Origin of the sequence: Eubacterium ventriosum (assembly GCF_025150745.1) — a bacterium.
Lineage (GTDB): Bacteria > Bacillota > Clostridia > Lachnospirales > Lachnospiraceae > Eubacterium_G > Eubacterium_G ventriosum.
This window is the reverse complement of sequence record NZ_CP102282.1, coordinates 2,224,225-2,244,359: the sequence shown is the minus strand read 5'-3', so window position 1 is coordinate 2,244,359 and position 20,135 is coordinate 2,224,225. Positions and strand designations below refer to the sequence as shown.

At 35.1% G+C, this 20,135-nt stretch carries 17 protein-coding genes; 16 read left to right on the top strand and 1 reads right to left on the bottom strand.

What is annotated here, in order from left to right; translation table 11 throughout:
* Positions 1–7: 7 nt before the first annotated feature.
* The 10 genes from priA to rpe all read left to right on the top strand — a co-directional run bounded on the left by priA (position 8) and on the right by rpe (position 11,542).
* The gene (gene priA, locus NQ558_RS10060) at positions 8–2,239 is read left to right on the top strand and encodes a replication restart helicase PriA (protein WP_259907521.1); all 2,232 of its coding nucleotides are present in this window, start codon (positions 8–10) and stop codon (positions 2,237–2,239) included.
* Between the two features lie 21 nt (positions 2,240–2,260).
* Positions 2,261–2,758 carry a peptide deformylase gene (gene def / locus NQ558_RS10055; RefSeq protein WP_005360724.1) on the top strand — a complete coding sequence of 166 codons (498 nt, stop codon included), beginning with the start codon at positions 2,261–2,263 and terminating at the stop codon, positions 2,756–2,758.
* A 2-nt stretch (positions 2,759–2,760) separates the two neighbouring features.
* Positions 2,761–3,687: a methionyl-tRNA formyltransferase gene (gene fmt, locus NQ558_RS10050; protein WP_005360726.1), complete on the top strand. Its 927-nt coding sequence runs from the start codon at positions 2,761–2,763 to the stop codon at positions 3,685–3,687.
* 166 nt (positions 3,688–3,853) lie between these two features.
* Positions 3,854–4,561 (top strand): zinc metallopeptidase, encoded by a 708-nt coding sequence (locus tag NQ558_RS10045; protein ID WP_005360732.1) that lies wholly within the window; start codon positions 3,854–3,856, stop codon positions 4,559–4,561.
* Positions 4,551–5,897 (top strand): 16S rRNA (cytosine(967)-C(5))-methyltransferase RsmB, encoded by a 1,347-nt coding sequence (gene rsmB, locus NQ558_RS10040; protein WP_005360735.1) that lies wholly within the window; start codon positions 4,551–4,553, stop codon positions 5,895–5,897. Before NQ558_RS10045 ends, rsmB begins: the two co-directional genes overlap by 11 nt.
* Before the next feature lie 11 nt (positions 5,898–5,908).
* Complete coding sequence (rlmN, locus tag NQ558_RS10035) at positions 5,909–6,967, top strand: dual-specificity RNA methyltransferase RlmN (RefSeq protein WP_459539772.1); 1,059 nt, start codon at positions 5,909–5,911, stop codon at positions 6,965–6,967.
* Positions 6,960–7,739, top strand: coding sequence for a Stp1/IreP family PP2C-type Ser/Thr phosphatase (locus tag NQ558_RS10030; RefSeq protein WP_242652107.1), 780 nt, complete (start codon positions 6,960–6,962; stop codon positions 7,737–7,739). The genes rlmN and NQ558_RS10030 overlap by 8 nt, the downstream gene beginning before the upstream one ends.
* Positions 7,740–7,753: 14 nt before the next feature.
* Positions 7,754–9,778, top strand: a complete 2,025-nt coding sequence (gene pknB / locus NQ558_RS10025; protein WP_005360746.1) for a Stk1 family PASTA domain-containing Ser/Thr kinase — start codon at positions 7,754–7,756, stop codon at positions 9,776–9,778.
* Positions 9,779–9,838: 60 nt separating this feature from the next.
* Positions 9,839–10,723, top strand: coding sequence for a ribosome small subunit-dependent GTPase A (rsgA, locus tag NQ558_RS10020; RefSeq protein WP_005360747.1), 885 nt, complete (start codon positions 9,839–9,841; stop codon positions 10,721–10,723).
* 156 nt (positions 10,724–10,879) lie between these two features.
* On the top strand, positions 10,880–11,542 hold the full coding sequence (gene rpe, locus NQ558_RS10015) for a ribulose-phosphate 3-epimerase (RefSeq protein ID WP_005360748.1): 663 nt from the start codon (positions 10,880–10,882) through the stop codon (positions 11,540–11,542).
* 122 nt (positions 11,543–11,664) lie between these two features.
* Here the strand turns inward: rpe and ychF are convergent, their stop codons facing one another.
* On the bottom strand, positions 11,665–12,762 hold the full coding sequence (gene ychF, locus NQ558_RS10010) for a redox-regulated ATPase YchF (protein ID WP_040446387.1): 1,098 nt from the start codon (positions 12,760–12,762) through the stop codon (positions 11,665–11,667).
* 311 nt (positions 12,763–13,073) lie between these two features.
* Between ychF and lgt the strand changes: the two genes are divergently transcribed.
* The 6 genes from lgt to NQ558_RS09980 all read left to right on the top strand — a co-directional run bounded on the left by lgt (position 13,074) and on the right by NQ558_RS09980 (position 20,135).
* Complete coding sequence (lgt, locus tag NQ558_RS10005) at positions 13,074–13,985, top strand: prolipoprotein diacylglyceryl transferase (RefSeq protein ID WP_005360750.1); 912 nt, start codon at positions 13,074–13,076, stop codon at positions 13,983–13,985.
* Positions 13,986–14,346: 361 nt separating this feature from the next.
* On the top strand, positions 14,347–14,805 hold the full coding sequence (gene mraZ / locus NQ558_RS10000) for a division/cell wall cluster transcriptional repressor MraZ (RefSeq protein WP_330030749.1): 459 nt from the start codon (positions 14,347–14,349) through the stop codon (positions 14,803–14,805).
* 148 nt (positions 14,806–14,953) lie between these two features.
* Positions 14,954–15,889: a 16S rRNA (cytosine(1402)-N(4))-methyltransferase RsmH gene (gene rsmH, locus NQ558_RS09995; protein ID WP_005360752.1), complete on the top strand. Its 936-nt coding sequence runs from the start codon at positions 14,954–14,956 to the stop codon at positions 15,887–15,889.
* A 3-nt stretch (positions 15,890–15,892) separates the two neighbouring features.
* Positions 15,893–16,366 (top strand): hypothetical protein, encoded by a 474-nt coding sequence (locus NQ558_RS09990; RefSeq protein ID WP_005360755.1) that lies wholly within the window; start codon positions 15,893–15,895, stop codon positions 16,364–16,366.
* Between the two features lie 2 nt (positions 16,367–16,368).
* Positions 16,369–18,321, top strand: a complete 1,953-nt coding sequence (locus tag NQ558_RS09985) for a peptidoglycan D,D-transpeptidase FtsI family protein (protein WP_005360757.1) — start codon at positions 16,369–16,371, stop codon at positions 18,319–18,321.
* Between the two features lie 110 nt (positions 18,322–18,431).
* Entirely contained in the window at positions 18,432–20,135 is a 1,704-nt protein-coding gene (locus tag NQ558_RS09980; protein ID WP_005360758.1) for a peptidoglycan D,D-transpeptidase FtsI family protein, read from the top strand.

Below are 20,135 nucleotides of genomic sequence, written 5' to 3'. Positions count from 1 at the left end.
TGAGAATATGAAGTTTGCCAATGTCATTGTAGACATTTCACACGAAAAGTTAGATCGACCCTTTGGATATATTATACCTGATGAATTGGAAAAAGAGATTACGGTAGGAACCGCTGTTACCATACCATTTGGTAAAGGCAACAGACATATAAAAGGCTATGTAATTGAAATAACAGACCAGCCATCTTTTGACATATCAAAAATGAAAGAGATTATGGCAGTTGAAGAGGGAGCAGCCAAGGTTGAAAGTCAGTTAATTAATTTGGCTTATTGGATTAAAGAAAATTACGGCTCCACAATGAATCAGGCATTAAAAACTGTAATACCGGTAAAGAATAAGATTAGAAATATTGAAAAAAAGACAATAGTATTAAATTTGAACAGTGAACAACTGGAAGAAAAAATAAAACAATATAAAAAGAAAAATGCAAAAGCAAGACTTAGGTTGTTAGAAGAATTAAAGATAAACAACAGAATGGCAAGAGAGCTTGTGGTAGATAAATTAAATGTTTCACCAAGTACTCTTAAGTCAATGGAACAGTTAGGGGACATTGTAATTGAGAAAACAATTAATTACAGAAATCCTATTGAATTAAAAGAACAGCCTGAATATGACATAGTTCTTAATGAAAATCAGAGAAAAGTTTCAGAAGCAATTAAGGAAACAATGGATTTTAAGAAAAAAGACAAAGTGAATGTGCATCTTATTCATGGAATTACAGGAAGTGGAAAAACAGAAGTTTATATGGATTTAATAGATTATACTATTAAAAAAGGCAAATCAGTAATTGTTCTGATTCCTGAAATTGCCCTTACATATCAGACTGTAATGAGATTTACAAGAAGATTTAAAGAAAAGGTATCAATAATAAATTCAAGGCTGTCATCAGGAGAGCGTTACGACCAGTTTGAAAGAGCGAAAAATGGTGACGTAACCATAATGATAGGTCCAAGATCAGCTTTGTTTACGCCTTTTTCCAATTTGGGATTAATAGTAATAGACGAAGAACACGAAAGTGCTTACAAAAGTGAATCGGTTCCTAAATATCATGCTATTGAAGTGGCGCAGAAGAGAGCATATGACACAGGTGCAACAGTGGTTTTAGGCTCGGCAACGCCATCTCTTGAATCTTATTATAAGGCTAAGAATGGAACCTATATTCTTCATAAGTTAACAACAAGAGAGAAAGGCAATCTTCCATCAGTATCAATTGTAGATTTAAGGGAAGAGTTACAGCAGGGAAATAAATCTATTTTCAGTAATAAACTTCAAACATTAATTAATGACAGATTAGAGAAAAAAGAGCAGACAATGCTTTTTATTAATAGAAGAGGATTTGCGGGATTTGTTTCCTGCAGGGATTGTGGAAAAGCAATAAAATGTCCTCATTGTGATGTTACACTGAAACTTCATAATAACAAGAAGCTAGTGTGCCATTATTGTGGCTACACAACAAAGCTTCCAACCAAATGTCCTGAATGTGGTTCAACATACTTAGGAGGATTTGGAATAGGAACTCAAAAAATAGAAATGCTTATAAAACAGTTATGTCCTACAGCAAGAGTTCTCAGAATGGATGCGGATACAACATCAACTAAGGGTAGTCACGATGAAATCCTGTCAGCCTTTGCCAACCATCAGGCAGATATTTTGGTTGGAACGCAGATGATAGTAAAAGGGCATGATTTTCCTGATGTTACTTTAGTTGGAGTGCTTGCAGCAGATATGTCTTTGTATGCATCAGATTATACTGCGGCAGAAAAAACATTTCAGCTTTTATGTCAGGCAGCAGGAAGGGCAGGCCGTGGTAAAAATCCGGGAGAGGTAGTAATACAGACTTATGCACCGGATAATTACAGTATAATAGCTGCAAGTCACCAGGATTATGATGAGTTTTTTGAGCAGGAAATAGTTTATAGAAAGCTTATGGGATATCCGCCGGTTGCAAACATGGTATCGGTTTTGTTACAATGTTCCGGGGAATCAGAGCTTGAAATGGCTACAGAATCAGTGGTTCAATTAATTAGAAAAGTAAAAGAGCAGAAATATAATGAACTGTTCGTAATCGGACCGGCTGATCCACCCGTTTCAAAAATAAATGACATATATAGAAAAATCATATATTTAAAAAGTGATAATAGAGTACATCTTATAAGATTAAAGGATTATTTAGAATATGTAATAAATAGTTCACAGAATTTCAAAAATATTAATGTACAATTTGATTTTAAAGCATAGATATGCAGAAAGGAAGATAAAATGGCAATAAGAAATATTAGAGAATTAGGAGAACCATGTTTAAGAAAGATTTGTAAACCTGTTAAGGAAGTTAATCTAAGAACGAAAATCTTAATTGGGGATATGTTTGATACAATGTATGAGGCTAACGGAGTAGGACTTGCAGCACCTCAGGTGGGAATCTTAAAAAGAATATTTGTAGTTGACTGTGGAGATGAAGAAGGTAATTCAGTACCATATGTATTTATCAATCCTGAAATTATTGATAGAGAAGGTGTTCAGACAGGATACGAAGGCTGTCTTAGCGTACCGGGCAAGTCAGGTATGGTTCCAAGAGCACAGAAAGTAAAGGTTAAGGCTTTTAATGAAAATATGGAAGAATTCGAAATGGAAGCAGAAGGTTTACTTGCAAGATGTATTCTTCACGAAAATGACCACTTAGATGGAATTGTTTATGTAGACAAAGTTGAAGGAAAACTTTATGATAATTCAGAATTGTATCCTGAGGAGGAACAGTAAGAATGAAAATAGTATTTATGGGAACACCTGATTTTTCAGTTCCGGCATTAGAAGAACTTGCAAAAGTACATCAGGTGGTAGCAGTTATAACACAGCAGGATAGACCAAAGGGTAGAGGTCACAAGATGCAGTATACACCTGTTAAGGAGAAAGCATTAGAATTGAATATTCCTGTTTATCAGCCTGAAAAAGTAAAAAATCCTGAGTTTGTGGATATACTAAGAGAGATAAATCCTGACGTTATAGTTGTAATAGCTTTTGGACAGATACTTTCAAAAGAAATATTAGACCTTCCAAAGTACGGCTGTATCAACGTTCACGCTTCATTATTACCTAAATATAGAGGAGCAGCACCAATTCAGTGGGCTGTAATAGATGGCGAAGAAGAAACAGGCGTTACAACAATGTACATGGCAGAAGGACTTGACACAGGAGACGTAATAGACACAGCAGTCATAAAATTAGATGAAAAAGAAACAGGTGGAAGTCTTTTCGACAAGCTTGCAATAGAAGGTGGAAAATTAATAGTTGAAACATTATCAAAACTTGAAAATGGAACAGCTACAAGAACCCCACAGGATGATGAAAAATCATCATATGCAGGAAAGATAACAAAAGAATTAGGGCAAATCGATTTTACAAAACCGGCAGTTACAATAGAAAGATTAATTAGAGGACTAAACCCTTGGCCAAGTGCATACACAACACTAGATGGCAAGGCCATGAAAGTATGGGATGCAACAGTAGAGGAAGGAAACGTAACAGAACAACCCGGCGAAATCGTAGAAATCGCAAAACACTATATAAAAGTAGCCACAGGAGAGAATTATTTAAAGATAAACGAAATTCAACTTGCAGGCAAAAAGCGAATGCCAATGGATGCGTTCTTGAATGGTTACACTATTAAAGAAAATATATTAGGCTTGTAATGTGACATATGAAAACTATATTAGCAAGTGCTCTGAAGCCGTCGGTCCTTAGAAGGTGGGGATAGCGAAGCTGTCACCGGCTTCTTAGTACCGCTACGAGCTGAAGGCAGCGGGAGCGTGCTTGCGTTATAGTTTTCATATGGCATAGTAGAAAGGAGACGATATTATGCTTTACGGATATTATTTTGATCCAACCTATGTACTTATTGTAATCGGTATGGTTATTTGCATGGCTGCATCAGCCCATGTAAATTCTACTTTTAGAAAATATTCTAAATACAGAAGTAATTCAGGATTAACAGGTGCCCAGGCGGCTAAGATGATTCTTGAATCACAGGGTATTTATGATGTTACAATTCAGCATATAGGTGGAGATTTAACAGATAACTATAATCCTTCAAACAAGGTTTTAAGCCTTTCAGATGCAACATATAATCAGACTAATGTTGCGGCAATTGGTGTTGCGGCTCACGAATGCGGTCACGCAATGCAGCATGCAAAAGGATATGCACCTATAAGTGTTAGAAACGCCCTTGTTCCTTTTGCAAACTGGGGCTCAAGATTATCATGGATTTTGATTATTGTAGGAATATTATTTTATGGTAATGGGACAGGACAGACATTGCTTGACCTTGGTATTATTGCTTTTTCATTGGCAGTATTGTTCCAGTTAGTAACATTGCCTGTAGAATTTAATGCATCAGGAAGAGCAATTAGAGTTTTGGAAAGCACAGGAATATTTGGAAATACTGAATTAAAGTATACTAAAAAAGTTTTGGGAGCAGCAGCTTTAACTTATGTTGCAGCAGCAGCTTCATCGATTTTACAGTTATTAAGATTGGGAATTCTTTTTGGAGGAAGAAATGACGACTAGTAAGCCGGTAAATCAGGTAAATTTAAGAAATATAGTTTTGGAAATGCTTTTGCAGGTTAATAAAGGAGAAAAAAGTCACGTTGCATTAAAAAGCACATTAGACAAAAATGTTAGCCTTGACAAACATCAACGATCTTTTATTACAAGACTTTTTCAGGGAACATTAGAGAGAAGAATTGAGATTGACTTTATTATAAATCAGTTTTCAAAAACTCCGGTTAATAAGATGAAACCTGTAATAAGGGAGATTTTGAGAATGGGTGTTTATCAAATTAAGTATATGGATAATGTACCTGTTTCGGCAGTTTGCAACGAAGGGGTGAAGCTGGCTGAAAAAAGAAAATTTAGAAATCTTAAGGGATTTGTAAATGGAGTTTTAAGAAATATCGCACGAAATATTGAAAAAATAGAATATCCAAAGGAACAGAAAGAAAGACTGTCGGTTATTTATTCTGTTCCTAAGTGGATAATTGAAAAATGGACAAAAGAGTATGGAATTTCAAAAACAGAAGAGATGCTTGAAGGGTTATATAAGCCGAAAGCAACTTCTGTTAGATGCAATACATCAAGGGCAACTGTAGAAGAAATTGTTAAAAGTCTTGAATATCAGGGAACAACAGTTGAAAAATCTAAACTTTATGATAAGGCACTTAAAATATCAGGCTATGACAAGTTAGAAAATCTTGATGTTTTTAAGGCAGGAATGATTACCGTTCAGGATGAAAGCTCAATGATGGTAGGAATTGCAGCAAATCCTAAAGAAAAAGACTATATAATTGATGTGTGTGCTGCACCGGGAGGAAAGAGTCTTCACGTTTCAGAACTTCTTAATGGAACAGGAACTGTTGAGGCGAGAGATTTAACAGAGTATAAGATAGGGCTTATAGAAGAAAATGTTGCCAGAGTAGGTAATGAAAACATAATAACAAAAGTAAGTGATGCCACAGTATTAGATAAAGAAGCAATTGAGAAAGCGGATATTGTTATTGCTGATCTTCCATGCTCAGGACTTGGAGTTATTGGCAATAAAAGTGATATAAAGTATAATGTAACACAGAATCAGATCGATGAATTAGTAGAATTACAAAGAAAGATACTAAAGCAGGTAAGCAAATATGTTAAGCAAGGTGGAAAGCTTTTGTATAGTACCTGCACGGTAAACAGACAGGAAAATGATAGTAATGTTAAATGGATACAGGACAATCTTCCTTTTAAATTACAATCATTAAATGGAATTGTGCCGGAGCAGCTTAAATGTGAAAAGGGTTGTCTTCAGATTTATCCGGGACAATATGGCATGGATGGATTTTTCGTGTCATTATTTATAAGAGAATAAAGGTTATGGTTATGACAGAAAAGAAGGATATTAAATCATATAATTTAGATGAATTAAAACAGGAATTAGCTAATATGGGCGAAAAGCCTTTTAGGGCAGGACAAATATATAAATGGATACATATTGAAAAGGTTCAGTCTTTTGATGAAATGACTAATATTTCAAAAAACCTAAGAGAAACATTAGATGAGCAGTTTGAAATTGTCACATTAGAGCCTGTAAGGGTGTTGATTTCAAAGATTGACGGAACAAGAAAGTATTTGTTTAGAATAAAAGGTGGAGCAGTAATCGAAAGTGTACTTATGAGATACCATCACGGTAATTCCGTATGTATTTCAACACAATCAGGATGTCGAATGGGCTGTAGATTTTGTGCCTCAACTCTTAACGGACTGGATAGAAACTTAAGACCTTCTGAATTGTTAGAACAGATATATGAAATAGAAAAGAACATAGGAGAGAGAGTTTCCAACATTGTTTTAATGGGAAGTGGAGAGCCTCTTGATAATTTTGAAAATGTGACAAAGTTTCTTGAATTAATAAGCGATGAAAATGGGTTAAACATAAGCCAGAGAAATATAACGTTGTCAACCTGTGGCTTGGTTCCAAGAATGAAGGAATTGGCAAATATGCATCCTCAGATTACGTTGGCATTGTCACTTCACGCTTCAGATGATGATACAAGAAGGGAACTTTTACCTATAGCAAGAAAATATACCATAGCTGAAGTTTTGGATGCCTGCAAGTATTATTTCGACAAGACGGGCAGACGTATAACTTTTGAATACAGTCTTGTGGCAGGTGTAAATGACACAGTGGAAGAAGCAGAGAAGCTTTCAGCACTGGTTAAGAATCTTAACTGTCACGTAAATCTTATACCGGTTAATCCTATTAAAGAAAGAGATTTCGTTCAGACGGGAAAGAAGGCTGTTGAACGATTTAAAAGGGTACTTGAAAAAAATAGGATAAATGTTACTATAAGAAGAGAAATGGGACGAGACATTAATGGTGCCTGCGGACAGCTTAGAAATGACGCTATGCGGGAAGAAAGGGAGGAATCAGGTGAATAATTACAAAATAAATGCATTTGGGAAAACTGATGTAGGGTTAATGAGAACCATTAATCAGGATAGCATTTTTGTTTCCACTAAGCCGGTGGGTAAACTCCCAAACCTTTTCATTGTAGCCGATGGAATGGGGGGACATAAAGCTGGAGATGTGGCATCAAGAGTAGCAATCGAGAAGTTTGTTAAATATGCCTGCACAACACATATGACAGATCCGGCTAACATATTGGATGCCGGTATTATGTCCATTAATAAGGAAATATACGATATGGCTAATTCCAACAGGGATTATAGCGGAATGGGAACAACTTTTGTTGCCGCTGTTATTGCAGAAGGTCATGTTTATATTGCCAATGTTGGAGACAGCAGATTATATTATATTGGAAAAGATATACAACAAATAACAAGGGATCATTCCTTGGTTGAGGATATGGTTAGAATGGGACTTTTGGAGAAAGAAGAGGCAAGAACTCATTACAAGAAAAATGTAATTACAAAAGCCATTGGCGTTGCTGAGGACAAAACAGCAACACCTGATATATTTGAGATAGAAATAGATAATGGGGACAAATTATTATTGTGTTCAGACGGATTAACTAACATGGTAATTGACTATGACATTAATAAGATTATCAGGAAAAGTGAGTCAATTGAGGATGCGGTGAGAACTTTAATTAATACTGCAAACGAAAATGGCGGGAAAGATAATATATCAGCAATTCTTATTAGTGCAGAATATACGGAAAATCAGGATAGTCTGCTATCTGAACAATAGGAGTGAGAAAGTTTATGTTGGAAAGAGGATTTTTTATTAATAACCGTTATGAAATTCTTAGCAGAGTAGGGGCAGGCGGAATGTCTGATGTTTATAAAGCTAAGGATCATAAATTAAATAGAAACGTAGCAATTAAGGTGCTAAAAAATGAATTTAGCAAGGATAAAAATTTTGTGTCCAAATTTAGGGTTGAAGCACAGTCAGCGGCAAGCCTTATTCATCCTAATATTGTAAATGTATATGATGTAGGTGAGGATGCGGGTCTTTATTATATTGTTATGGAATTGATAGAGGGAATCACATTAAAAAGCTATATTGACAAGAAAGGCAAGCTTTCTGTTAAAGAAACAATAAGTATAGCAATCCAGATTGCCAATGGTATTGAATGTGCCCACAATAATCAGATTGTTCATAGAGACATAAAGCCTCAGAACATTATGATTTCAAGAGAAGGAAAAGTCAAGGTGACAGACTTTGGTATTGCAAGGGCTGCATCAGCCAATACTATTAACGGCAGTGCAATGGGGTCCGTTCATTATATTTCACCTGAACAGGCAGGTGGACAGTATGTTGACGAGAAAAGTGACATATATTCACTTGGCATTACAATGTTTGAAATGCTTACAGGCAGAGTTCCTTTTGACGGTGAATCAACAGTAACAATAGCCTTAAAGCATATTAAAAGCAATGTACCTAGTGTTAGGGAATATTTGCCTAACGTACCTGTAAGCATTGAAAAAATAATTCTGAAATGTACACAGAACAGAGCAGACAGAAGATATCCAAAAATCTCATTGCTTATATCTGATTTAAAGAGAGCTTTGTCTGAACCAAATGTTGATTTTGTTCAGCTTGAACAGAGAGTAGACAATGGCTCAACAGTAATGATTACAGATGATGAAATTAACCAGCTTAGAAGTGGAAGTAATAAGAAAGTAAAGGATGATAATGGCAAACCTGACGATGACATTGATTATTTACCACCTAAAGTAGGCAATGCAGTGACAATTGGTAGTGTTGTTGCAGGCATTGTGGCGTTAATTATTGTGGCTGCAATAGTTACAAGTTTTGTATTTTCAATGGTTAACAGCAACAAGATTAAGTTGCAGAATACAGTTACAGGCAGTGATGTGGAAACAACTATTGATCCTAAGAAGACAGAAGTTCCTAACGTAGTTGGAATGAGTGAAGATGAAGCAGAAAAAACACTTCATGAAAAAGAATTAGGTGTAAAATATGAAGCTTATGAATACAATGATCAGTATCAGAGTGGTTATATTATTAAACAGTCAGTTGCAAAAGGAAAAGTAATTGATAAGAATGAAACTATTTTACTTACTGTAAGTAAGGGAGCCGAAAAGATCGAAGTTCCATCAGGAATAAAGGGCTCAGACCTTGACACTGCAATTTCAAAACTTGAAGATAAAGACCTTAAATGGGAATTGGTTTATGAATACAGTAGTAGTGAGATTAACAGAGTTATTTCATGTTATCCAATAGAACAGGCTTTGGTTTCCAAGGGAGATACAATTAAGCTTACTGTAAGCAGGGGGCAGAAGACAGTCGAAAACAGCAATATTGGTACAATACCAAATGTTGAAGGAAAGAAGCTTGACAAGGCACAGCAGCTTATTAGTAATGCAGGATATTCTGTTGGCGACACAAGGGAAGTTTACGATGAAGAAATAGAAAAGGGTATTGTAATCAGACAGACAATAAAGTCAGGCTATGCACCAAAGGGAACAACAATAAGCCTTGTTGTAAGTAAAGGCTCAAAAGATGCTGACAAGAAGTATAAGGGAACATATACTTTTGCAAAAGAGGACTTAATGGATGAAGAGGGCAATCCTATTAAAAGTGGAACAGTAGTTGTTTTATTAAACGGCTCATCACAGGGAATTGATCCTGAATATTCAGATGTATCAAAGTGGCCGGGAGATTACACAATGACACTTACAAGTGATACAAAGGGCAAGGCAACAATTGAACTGTTAATAGACGGAAAAGTTGTAAAAACAGATAAGGTTAAACTAAAATAAAATCAGGTGCCGTGGTAAATGCTACGGCACCTTTAATGAAGTTAAGTGGAATAAGAAGGTATGCAGGGAAAAATAATAAAAGGAATTGCAGGATTTTATTATGTTTATGTTGAAAACAAAGGCATATATGAATGCAAGGCAAAAGGAAAATTTAGAAACAAAAGCATAAAACCATTAGTTGGGGACAATGTAATGGTGGACATTATTGATGAAGAAAAGAAAAAAGGAAACATATCAGAAATTTTGGAGAGAAAGAACCAGCTTATAAGACCGGCTGTGGCAAATGTAGATCAGGCAATGATAGTGTTTGCCGTGAAAAAACCAAATCCAAATTTGAATCTTTTAGATAGATTTCTTGTAATGATGGAGTTTCAAAATATAGAAACAATAATATGCTTCAACAAAATAGACATAGGCGATGATGACTATATGAACCAATTGCAGACCATCTATCAAAAGGCAGGCTACAAAGTAATGTTTGCCAGTGCCACAAAAGAACAAGGGGTAGATAAAATCAAAAAAATGCTAAAAGGCAAAAGTACCGTGTTTGCCGGACCTTCAGGAGTTGGAAAATCATCAATGCTTAATGCACTAACCAAAGACTACAAAATGGAAACAGGTGCAATAAGTGAAAAAATCGGTCGTGGAAAACATACAACAAGACACTCAGAAATATTCAACATAGACAGCAACTCATACGTTTTTGACACACCCGGCTTTAGCTCACTATTCGTACCGGGAATGACCAAAGAAAAATTACAGTACTGCTTTCCTGAAATGCCACAATACGAACCGGAATGTCGTTTCACAGGCTGCGCCCACATAAACGAACCGGACTGCGGCATCAAAAACGCCTTAGAACAAGGCAAAATAGCCCGGGAAAGGTACGAAAACTACGTACTGTTATACAAAGAACTAGAACAATTAGAAAAAAATAAATACTAAATATAAAAATATAATAAAAATGTAATACATATATTTGCCGCATAAAATTTTCTATTCAGCAAACAATAGACGGCGGAGCAAAATAAGAAAGACAACGTGTTTGCAATAGAAAATTCTACGTGGAAAAAGTAAAAGAACATTTAAAGGAGAAAGAAAATGATTAAACTAGCACCTTCAATTTTATCAGCAGACTTTGCCAATCTTGGCAACGACATCAAAAGAATAGACCAGGCAGGCTGTGACTGGATACATGTAGACATAATGGACGGAATGTTCGTTCCAAACATCTCATTTGGAATGCCTGTAACCAAAGCTGCAAGAGCATACACAAAAAAATACTTTGATGTACATTTAATGATTCAGGAACCAATTCGTTATGTAAAGGAATTCAAGGCAGTAGGAGCAGATATGCTTACAGTACATGTGGAAGCATGTGAAGATGTTCAGGCTACGATTGATGCAATTCACGCAGAGGGAATGGATGCAGGTCTGGCTTGCAATCCTGAAACACCGGTAGAAGATATAGTTCCTTTTATTGATAAGGTTGAAATGATTTTGATAATGACAGTTCATCCGGGATTTGGCGGACAGTCATATATTGACGAGTGTACAGAAAAGATTGAGATTGTAAACGCAATTGTACATGAATACAATCTTAAAACATTGATAGAAGTTGATGGTGGAATTAAAGTGGATAACGTATGCATTCCTTTAGATGCCGGAGCTAATGTAATTGTTGCAGGCTCAGCAGTATTTGGCGGAAATGTGGAAGAAAATGTTAAAAACTTTAAAGAACAGTTTCAGAATTTTGAAGACTAATAATTGAAAAAATGAGAAGAATTATACATAATATAAAAAGGTATCCTGACAAAACTGCCGGGACACCTTTTTTTGTTACTAAAATTATTTAATATTTATTTTAGAAAAATGATATTATTAATTTAAACATTAAATCTAAATGTAATTACATCTCCGTCCTGAACAACATAGTCCTTACCCTGTAATCCAACAAGACCTTTTTCTTTAGCCTTTGCTAAAGAACCACATTCAATTAAGTCTTTGTAAGCAACAACTTCGGCACAGATAAATCCACGTTCAAAGTCTGTGTGAATCTTTCCGGCAGCCTGTGGAGCCTTAGTACCTTTCTTAATTGTCCAAGCTCTTGTTTCAGCTTCACCTGATGTAAGGTAGCTGATTAAACCAAGAAGAGAGTAGCTAGCCTTGATTAATTTATCAAGACCTGATTCGCTGATACCTAAGTCTTCTAAGAACATCTGCTTTTCATCATCGTCTAATTCAGAAATTTCCTGTTCAATTTCAGCACTGATAACAAAAACTTCACTTCCGTTTTCAGCAGCAAACTTTCTAACTGCTTCAACGTGTGGGTTAGAATTGCCATCGTCAGCCAAATCATCTTCTGAAACATTAGCTGCAAAAATAACAGGCTTGTATGTTAAAAGATTGTATTCAGCAAGCCAAGCTAATTCGTCTTCATCTTCTGTTTCATATTTGATTGCAAGGTTTCCTTCTTCAAGGAAAGCCTTCATTCTCTGTTGGAAATCTAATTCTTTAGCCAAAGCTTTGTCATTTCTTGCACCACGTGTTGTTTTTGCAATACGTCTTTCAAGAATTTCAACATCAGAGAAAATTAATTCATAGTTAATTGTTTCAATATCTCTAATAGGATCAATGCTTCCATCAACGTGGATAACATTAGTGTCCTCAAAACATCTTACAACATGTACAATTGCATCAACTTCACGAATGTTGGCAAGAAACTGGTTTCCTAAACCTTCACCCTTAGATGCACCCTTGACTAAACCTGCAATGTCAACAAATTCGATAACAGCAGGGATAGTTTTTTTTGAATTATATAAAGCTGTGAGCTTATCGATTCTTTCATCCGGAACTGCAACAACGCCTACGTTAGGATCAATTGTACAGAATGGATAGTTAGCAGATTCAGCACCTGCTTTAGTTAGTGAATTAAATAAAGTACTTTTTCCTACATTTGGTAGTCCAACAATACCTAATTTCATAATTAGAATCCTCCAATCTTTAGTTATATATATAAAATTATTATTGGCTATACATAAATCAATTGTAAATACCAAATGATAGTTTAACATATTTTTGAAAAACCCTCAATAAAATAAAGAAGTATTTCTAACAAAGTATTTCCGCAAAAAGTAATATGTTACAAAAATTAAAGTCAAAAAAGCATTGCGAAGAAAATTATAAAAAATAAAATAAATTCAATAAGTATCTCATAAGGCTGTATTATTATAAAAATAAATGTGGTATAATTTCATAGTTAAAGTAAATGAGCGTATAAAGAGAGGACACAATAATGAATTTAAATTTGTTAGCAACAACATCAATTGAATTTCCTAATTTGCATATTTCATTAAATAACCTTCCAAAGTCATTTAGTTTATTTGGCGTTGATATAGCTTTTTATGGAGTTATTATTGCATTTGGAATGTTAGCAGGAATTGCACTTGTATGTTATGATGCCAAGTCATCAGGTCAGGATTATAATTTGTATATAGATTTTGCAATGTATGCAATTATTTTAAGCGTGATTGGTGCAAGATTATACTACGTAGTTTTTAGTTGGGATTATTACAGTGCACATCCTTCAGAGATTATTAACATTAGAGAAGGTGGACTTGCAATCTATGGCGGAGTAATAACCGGAATAATTACATGTATTGTTTATACAAAGATTAAAAAAATCTCATTTTTCAAGGTGGCTGACTCAGCAGTTTTAGGATTGATTATTGGTCAGATAATTGGAAGATGGGGAAACTTCTTTAACAGAGAAGCGTTCGGTCAGGTTGCCACAAGCAAGAATCCTTTTATGATGAGGATATTTTTTGACGATAATTATAGCATAAATCAGGTACCTGATGCTGTAAGAATCGGAATGGAAAACCTTAAGGGAATGGATTTGTCAGAGATTGGTTATATTCAGGTACAGCCAACATTTCTTTACGAATCAGTGTGGAACCTGATGGTATTAATATTAATGCTAATATTCAGAAAAAAGAAAAAGTTTGATGGAGAAGTCTTTCTCTGGTATCTCTTTGGATACGGAATCGGCAGATTTGTAATAGAAGGCTTTAGAACAGACCAACTTATAATGCCGGTAACAGGCTGGCCAGTATCTCAGGCATTGTCACTGGTGTTGGCAGTGGTTGCAGCAGTAGTAGTCGTAGTTAAAAGAGTAAAGATAAGCAGGCAGGAAAAGATGGCGTAGAAGAAGCAGAAAAGTTAAAACGAAAATAGTAAATTAAATATAAGACAAGTTATAGATAACAAGTTTTTCTAAGGAAGAAGAATGGGAGCTTTGAAGAATCAAGGTTCCCATTCTTTTTGTTGTTAGGAAGAGAACAAGTTGTTGTGTAGTTTACAATCCAACCACATCATTACCACCTTTTACCACCAAATATCAAGAAAATCCCAATACTCCCATAAAACAAGGAAAAGAACAGTGTAAAACCATCAAAAAAGGGGTTGCAATAATCCCTGAAATAGTATAAAATTTCCTTATGAGTGGTAAATTGATGTCAATTAGTGGTAAAAAGTGGTAAAAATTACTGCTTTTCGAAAAAAAGTAGGTGAGTTTTTTGTTTACAGGAGAGTACACACAAAAAATGGATACTAAGGGAAGAACAATCGTCCCTGCAAAGTTCAGAGAAGAACTTGGTACAAGCGTAGTTGTAACCAGGGGACTCGATGGCTGTCTTTTTGCGTACTCAAAAGAAGCTTGGCATGCTTTGGAAGAGAAACTTAGCAGTTTACCATTTGCAGACAGAAAAGTTAGAGATTTTAACCGTTTCTTTCTTGCAGGAGCATCGGAATTAGAGACAGATAAGTTGGGACGAGTGCTTATGCCGGCAGTTTTAAGAAAGTTTGGAAACTTAGACAAAGAAGTTGTTTGGGTTGGTGTTGGCGACAGACTTGAAATTTGGAACAGTGATAAGTGGAATGAACAGATGATGTCATACCTTGAAGGAGACGACGTAGAAGAGAAGATAGAAGACCTTGCATCTTATATGGCAGAGTTGGGAATTTAAAGACCAATAAAGAATAAAAAGAAGATAAACTTAAAAATAGCATTTTAAAATTGCATTTAAGATAACATTTAGTTTTGAGGCCGAATTAGAAGTGTAACAGCATAAAGGCGCGAGAGTTAAGAATAATAAAAAAGAAAGAAGGTCAAACATGGATTTCAAACATGTATCAGTATTATTAAACGAAACCATTGATGGCTTAAATATAAATCCTGATGGAATATATGTAGACGGAACATTAGGCGGTGGCGGACATTCTTACGAAATATGTAAGAGATTGTCAGACAAGGGCAGATTAATCGGAATAGATCAGGACGGAGAAGCATTAGAAGCTGCCAGAGAACGCTTAAAGGAATTTGAGGACAAGATTACATTAGTTAGAAGTAACTATTGTGAGATTGACACAATCCTAAAGGATTTGGAAATAGAGAAAGTCGATGGAATCGTATTAGATTTAGGAGTTTCTTCATATCAGTTGGACAATTTGGAGAGAGGTTTTTCATACAAGTCAGACGCTCCTCTTGATATGAGAATGGATCAGAGACAGAACAAAACAGCAGCAGATGTTGTTAATAATTATAGCGAAAACGAACTTTTTAGAATAATAAGAGATTATGGCGAGGATAAGTTTGCAAAGAATATAGCTAAGCATATAGTTATGGCAAGAAAAGAAAAACCATTGGAGACAACAGCAGAACTAAGCGAGATTATAAAGGCTTCAATACCAATGAAGTTTCAGGCTAAAGGCGGACATCCTGCAAAGAAGACTTTTCAGGCTATCAGAATAGAAGTAAATCAGGAACTTACAGTTTTAAAAGAATCTTTGGATACAATGATTGATCATTTGAATCCGGGTGGAAGAATCTGTGTGATAACATTCCACTCATTAGAGGATAGGATTACAAAGATTAAATTTAGGGAGAATGAGAATCCTTGTACATGTCCACCTGATTTTCCGGTTTGTGTATGTGGAAAAGTTTCAAAAGGAAAAGTAATAACAAGAAAACCAATTATTCCTTCAGAAGAAGAAATGACAGAGAATAAGAGATCAAAGAGTTCAAAATTAAGAATTTTTGAAAGGCGTTAAAAAATGAATCAGGTAAGAAGAAGTAATTACGGAAGAGAATATGTGGACGGAAATACCGTAAGAAAACTTAATCCGGATAGAGATAGAAGAGTATATGTTGACGGAAAAAGAGTACAGGAAAATGAAAGACAGATAAGAGCAAGAGAATACGCAAAAATAATGAATGCACCATATGTAGCATTCCTTGCAATCGTATCAGCAGTTTGCCTTATAATGTGCGTATGTTACTTAAATATTCAGTCAGACATATCAGAAACAAGAACAAACATAGCAACATTAAAAGGTCAGATTAGTACAGTTCAGTCACAGAATGATGCTTTAAATTACTCAATTAACAGCTACATAGATACTGACAATATTTACAAGATGGCTACAAATAAGTTAGGAATGAAGCAGGCTACAGATGACCAAATCTCCAAGTACAAATTAAGTGATGGAGGTTATACAGTTCAGTATGGGGATATACCTAATAAATAGTTATGAGTGAGAGAAGAGTTAGAAGAAGAAAACCAAGGTTAAAATTTGATAAGCAAATGTACAAAAAGCTAGGAATACTATTTTGGATTGTAGTACTAGCTTTATTTGCATTGTGTACAAGAATAGCTTACCTTAATGTGGCAAAGGGAGATAACTATTCAATAAAAGTTTTAGAACAGCAAAGCTTTACAAGCAAGACCATTCCTTATAAAAGAGGAGACATAAAGGACAGAAACGGCAATGTATTGGCAACAAGCGTTATGGTATACAATCTTATAATAGACTCTAAAGTAGTAATGAGCAATGAAAAATACCTTACGCCAACAGTTAATGCATTGGTAAAGTATTTTGATTTTAATGAAGATGACCTTCGAACAGCAATCAAAGAAAGAAAAAATAACAGCTATTGGGTTGCAAAGAAGAACCTTGAGTATAAGGATATTCAAAAGTTTGAAAGTTATCTTAATTACGAATATGCAGATACAAAAGAAGAGGAAACCACAGTTCAGAATACCAAAGGTATTTGGTTTGAAAAGAAATACAAGAGAATGTATCCGTATAATAATCTGGCATGTTCGCTATTAGGTTTTGCAAACAGTGATAATAGTGCCACAATCGGAATTGAAAGCAGCTATAACAGCTTTCTTCAGGGGACAGATGGAAGAGAGTACGGTTATATGGATTCCGATAATAATATGGAAACAGTAATTAAGGATGCAAAAGATGGAGACAATATTGTTTCTTCGATAGATATGAACATTCAGCGTATTGTTCAGAAATCTATAAAGAAATATATGAAAAAATACAGTCCAAAGAGAATTTCAGTTGTTATTGCAAATCCTAACAATGGGGAAATTTTGGCAATGGCAGATGATACTACTTTTGATTTGAATGATCCATATAATTTAGAAGATTATTATACAGAAGCACAGATTTCGTCAATGTCACAAAAGAAACAGTCAGAAAAATTAAACAGCATATGGAATAACTACTGTATAACAGACTCTTACGAACCGGGTTCAACTGCTAAGCCTTTTACAGTGGCGGCAGCTTTTGAGGAAGGAAAAATAAACAGAAAATCAACATTTACCTGTGATGGTCAGGAAAAAGTTGGTGGCTTTACAATTAAATGCCATAAAGTTGACGGGCACGGAACAATAACAGTTAAGGAAGCCATTGCAGAATCATGTAACGACTATATGATGCATATAGGAAAATTACTTGGCGCAAAGAAATTTGTCAAATATCAGGAAAGATTTGGCTTTGGCACAAAGACAGGAATTGATCTTCCAAATGAAACAAGAGGACTGGTATATGGAACAGATATGGGTTCGTCAACACTTGCAACTAACTCATTTGGACAGAACTTTACAGTAAATATGATTCAGATGGTTTCAGGATTTTCATCATTAATTAATGGTGGTTATTACTACGAACCAAGAGTGGTAAAGCAGGTTGTAACATCAGACAATCAGCTTGTAAAGAACTACTCAAAGACTTTGGTTAAGCAGACAATTACAAAAGAAACATCTGATTATATAAAAGAATGTTTAAGATCTGTTGTAACTGATGGTACAGGTTCAACAGCCGCAATAAGTGGATATACAGTCGGTGGTAAAACAGGAACTGCCGAAAAGGTTGATACATCGGGAAAAGGCAAAGGAAGATTAAAGAACCAATATATTTTGTCGTTCTTAGGTTGTGTACCTTGTGAAAATCCACAGGTAGTATGTTATACACTTATGGATACACCTAAAAAAGATCCACAGGCAACAGCTTATAACACGGAATTGTGGACCGACATAATGAAACAGGTTTTACCATACTTAGGTGTTGAAAAAACTGAAAAGATAGAAAAGAAAGCTAAGAAACAGAACCTTGAAACAGAATTTTATTCAGATGGAATAATAGAAGGCGATGATGGTTCATTAGTGAAGAAGAGCAAAGAAGATTAATTAAGTTAATATATTTAAAGTGTAATTGTGGGCAGCTATAAAGAATAAGTTATAATAAATGTCTTTATAGAGGCCCACAAGTGCATACAGTTAAAACAATAAACCGAAAAATGCTTATGATATATATGGCTTTTATAATTTCTATTTGCATTATTGTAATAGGAAAGCTAATATATTTAATGGTATACAAGTCAGAATATTACGGAGCTAAGGCTCTTGAAATTCAGGAAAGAGAAAGAAAGATTAAAGCACCACGTGGAGAGATACTTGATAGAAACGGAAAGGTTATAGCAAGTAACAAGACTGTTTGCACAATATCCGTTATATATAATCAGGTTAAGGAAACTGAAAAGGTTATTGAAATTCTTGCAAAAGAGCTGGAAATGACCGACAAAGAGGTGCGTAAGAAAGTCACAAAAAGAAGTTCAAGGGAAAAAATAAAATCCAATGTGCCTAAAGAAAAAGGCGATGCCATAAGAAATTATAATCTTTCAGGGGTAAAGGTTGACGAAGATTATAAAAGGTATTATCCTTATTCAAGTCTGGCATCTAAAGTTTTGGGTTTTACAGGAGCCGATAATCAAGGTATAATTGGACTTGAAATTAAATATGACAAATACTTAAAGGGAACAGACGGACTGATTCTTACACCAACAGATTCCAGAGGTGTTGAACAGGAGAAGGCTTTGGAACAAAGAGTTGAACCTGTAAGCGGAAACAGTCTGACAACAAGCATAGATGTAAATATTCAAAAGTATTCAGAGCAGATAGCTTACAATGCCTTAAAAGCCAAGCAGGCCAATTATGTATCAATAATTGTAATGAATCCTAACAATGGAGAGATTTTGGCAATGGTTAATGTTCCGGAATTTGATTTGAATAATCCATATAAGTTAATTTATGAAACAGATAATAATATATCGGCTAAAGAAAAGCAGAAGCTGTTAAATAAGATGTGGAGAAATCAGTGCATCAATGACACTTATGAACCAGGTTCAACTTTTAAAGTTGTAACCGCAACAGCAGCTTTGGAAGAAGGAGCCGTAACAATAGACTCAAAGTTTAACTGCCCGGGATTCAAGATAGTAGAGGACAGAAAGATTAGATGCCACAAAATCACAGGTCATGGAAGTGAGGATTTTTTACATGGAACAATGAACTCCTGTAATCCGGTTTTCATAGAGGTTGGCTTAAAAGTAGGAGCAAAGAACTTCTACAAATATCTTGGAAAACTAGGGCTTTTAAATAGAACAGGAATAGATATTCCGGGTGAGGCATCCACAATAATCCACAAGATTCAGAATGTGGGAGAAGTGGAACTTGCCACAATGTCTTTTGGACAGTCTTTTCAGATAACACCAATGCAGTATTTAGTTGCTGCAAGTGCGGTGGTAAATGGAGGAACATTGGTAACACCTCATTTTGCCGTAAAGGCTGAAAATGCTGACAATAAATTAGTTGAAAAGTTTCAATATAAAAGTCAGAGTAATGTTATTTCCAAAAACACATCAGAAACAATGAAGTTTATACTTGAAAAAGTTGTTTCAGAAGGAACCGGAAGTAAAGGTCAGGTTCCCGGTTTTAAGGTTGGTGGAAAAACAGCAACATCACAAAAATTACCAAGAGGTTCAGGCAGATACATAGCTTCATATATGAGTTTTGCTCCGGCAGATAAGCCAAAAGTAATAGCAATGGCTATTATTGATGAACCAAAAGGTATTTATTATGGCGGACAGGTGGCAGCGCCACTTATCAGTCAGTTATACAAAAATATACTTCCTTATTTATTGGAAGGAGAGAAACAAGGAGAATAA

What these genes read in the sequence shown, in the direction of transcription:
- priA (WP_259907521.1), top strand. Translation starts at nt 8, where the DNA reads ATGAAGTTTGCCAATGTCATTGTAGACATTTCACACGAAAAGTTAGAT.
- def (WP_005360724.1), top strand. Translation starts at nt 2,261, where the DNA reads ATGGCAATAAGAAATATTAGAGAATTAGGAGAACCATGTTTAAGAAAG.
- fmt (WP_005360726.1), top strand. Translation starts at nt 2,761, where the DNA reads ATGAAAATAGTATTTATGGGAACACCTGATTTTTCAGTTCCGGCATTA.
- NQ558_RS10045 (WP_005360732.1), top strand. Translation starts at nt 3,854, where the DNA reads ATGCTTTACGGATATTATTTTGATCCAACCTATGTACTTATTGTAATC.
- rsmB (WP_005360735.1), top strand. Translation starts at nt 4,551, where the DNA reads ATGACGACTAGTAAGCCGGTAAATCAGGTAAATTTAAGAAATATAGTT.
- rlmN (WP_459539772.1), top strand. Translation starts at nt 5,909, where the DNA reads ATGACAGAAAAGAAGGATATTAAATCATATAATTTAGATGAATTAAAA.
- pknB (WP_005360746.1), top strand. Translation starts at nt 7,754, where the DNA reads ATGTTGGAAAGAGGATTTTTTATTAATAACCGTTATGAAATTCTTAGC.
- rsgA (WP_005360747.1), top strand. Translation starts at nt 9,839, where the DNA reads ATGCAGGGAAAAATAATAAAAGGAATTGCAGGATTTTATTATGTTTAT.
- rpe (WP_005360748.1), top strand. Translation starts at nt 10,880, where the DNA reads ATGATTAAACTAGCACCTTCAATTTTATCAGCAGACTTTGCCAATCTT.
- ychF (WP_040446387.1), bottom strand. Translation starts at nt 12,762, where the DNA reads ATGAAATTAGGTATTGTTGGACTACCAAATGTAGGAAAAAGTACTTTA.
- lgt (WP_005360750.1), top strand. Translation starts at nt 13,074, where the DNA reads ATGAATTTAAATTTGTTAGCAACAACATCAATTGAATTTCCTAATTTG.
- rsmH (WP_005360752.1), top strand. Translation starts at nt 14,954, where the DNA reads ATGGATTTCAAACATGTATCAGTATTATTAAACGAAACCATTGATGGC.
- NQ558_RS09990 (WP_005360755.1), top strand. Translation starts at nt 15,893, where the DNA reads ATGAATCAGGTAAGAAGAAGTAATTACGGAAGAGAATATGTGGACGGA.
- NQ558_RS09985 (WP_005360757.1), top strand. Translation starts at nt 16,369, where the DNA reads ATGAGTGAGAGAAGAGTTAGAAGAAGAAAACCAAGGTTAAAATTTGAT.
- NQ558_RS09980 (WP_005360758.1), top strand. Translation starts at nt 18,432, where the DNA reads ATGCTTATGATATATATGGCTTTTATAATTTCTATTTGCATTATTGTA.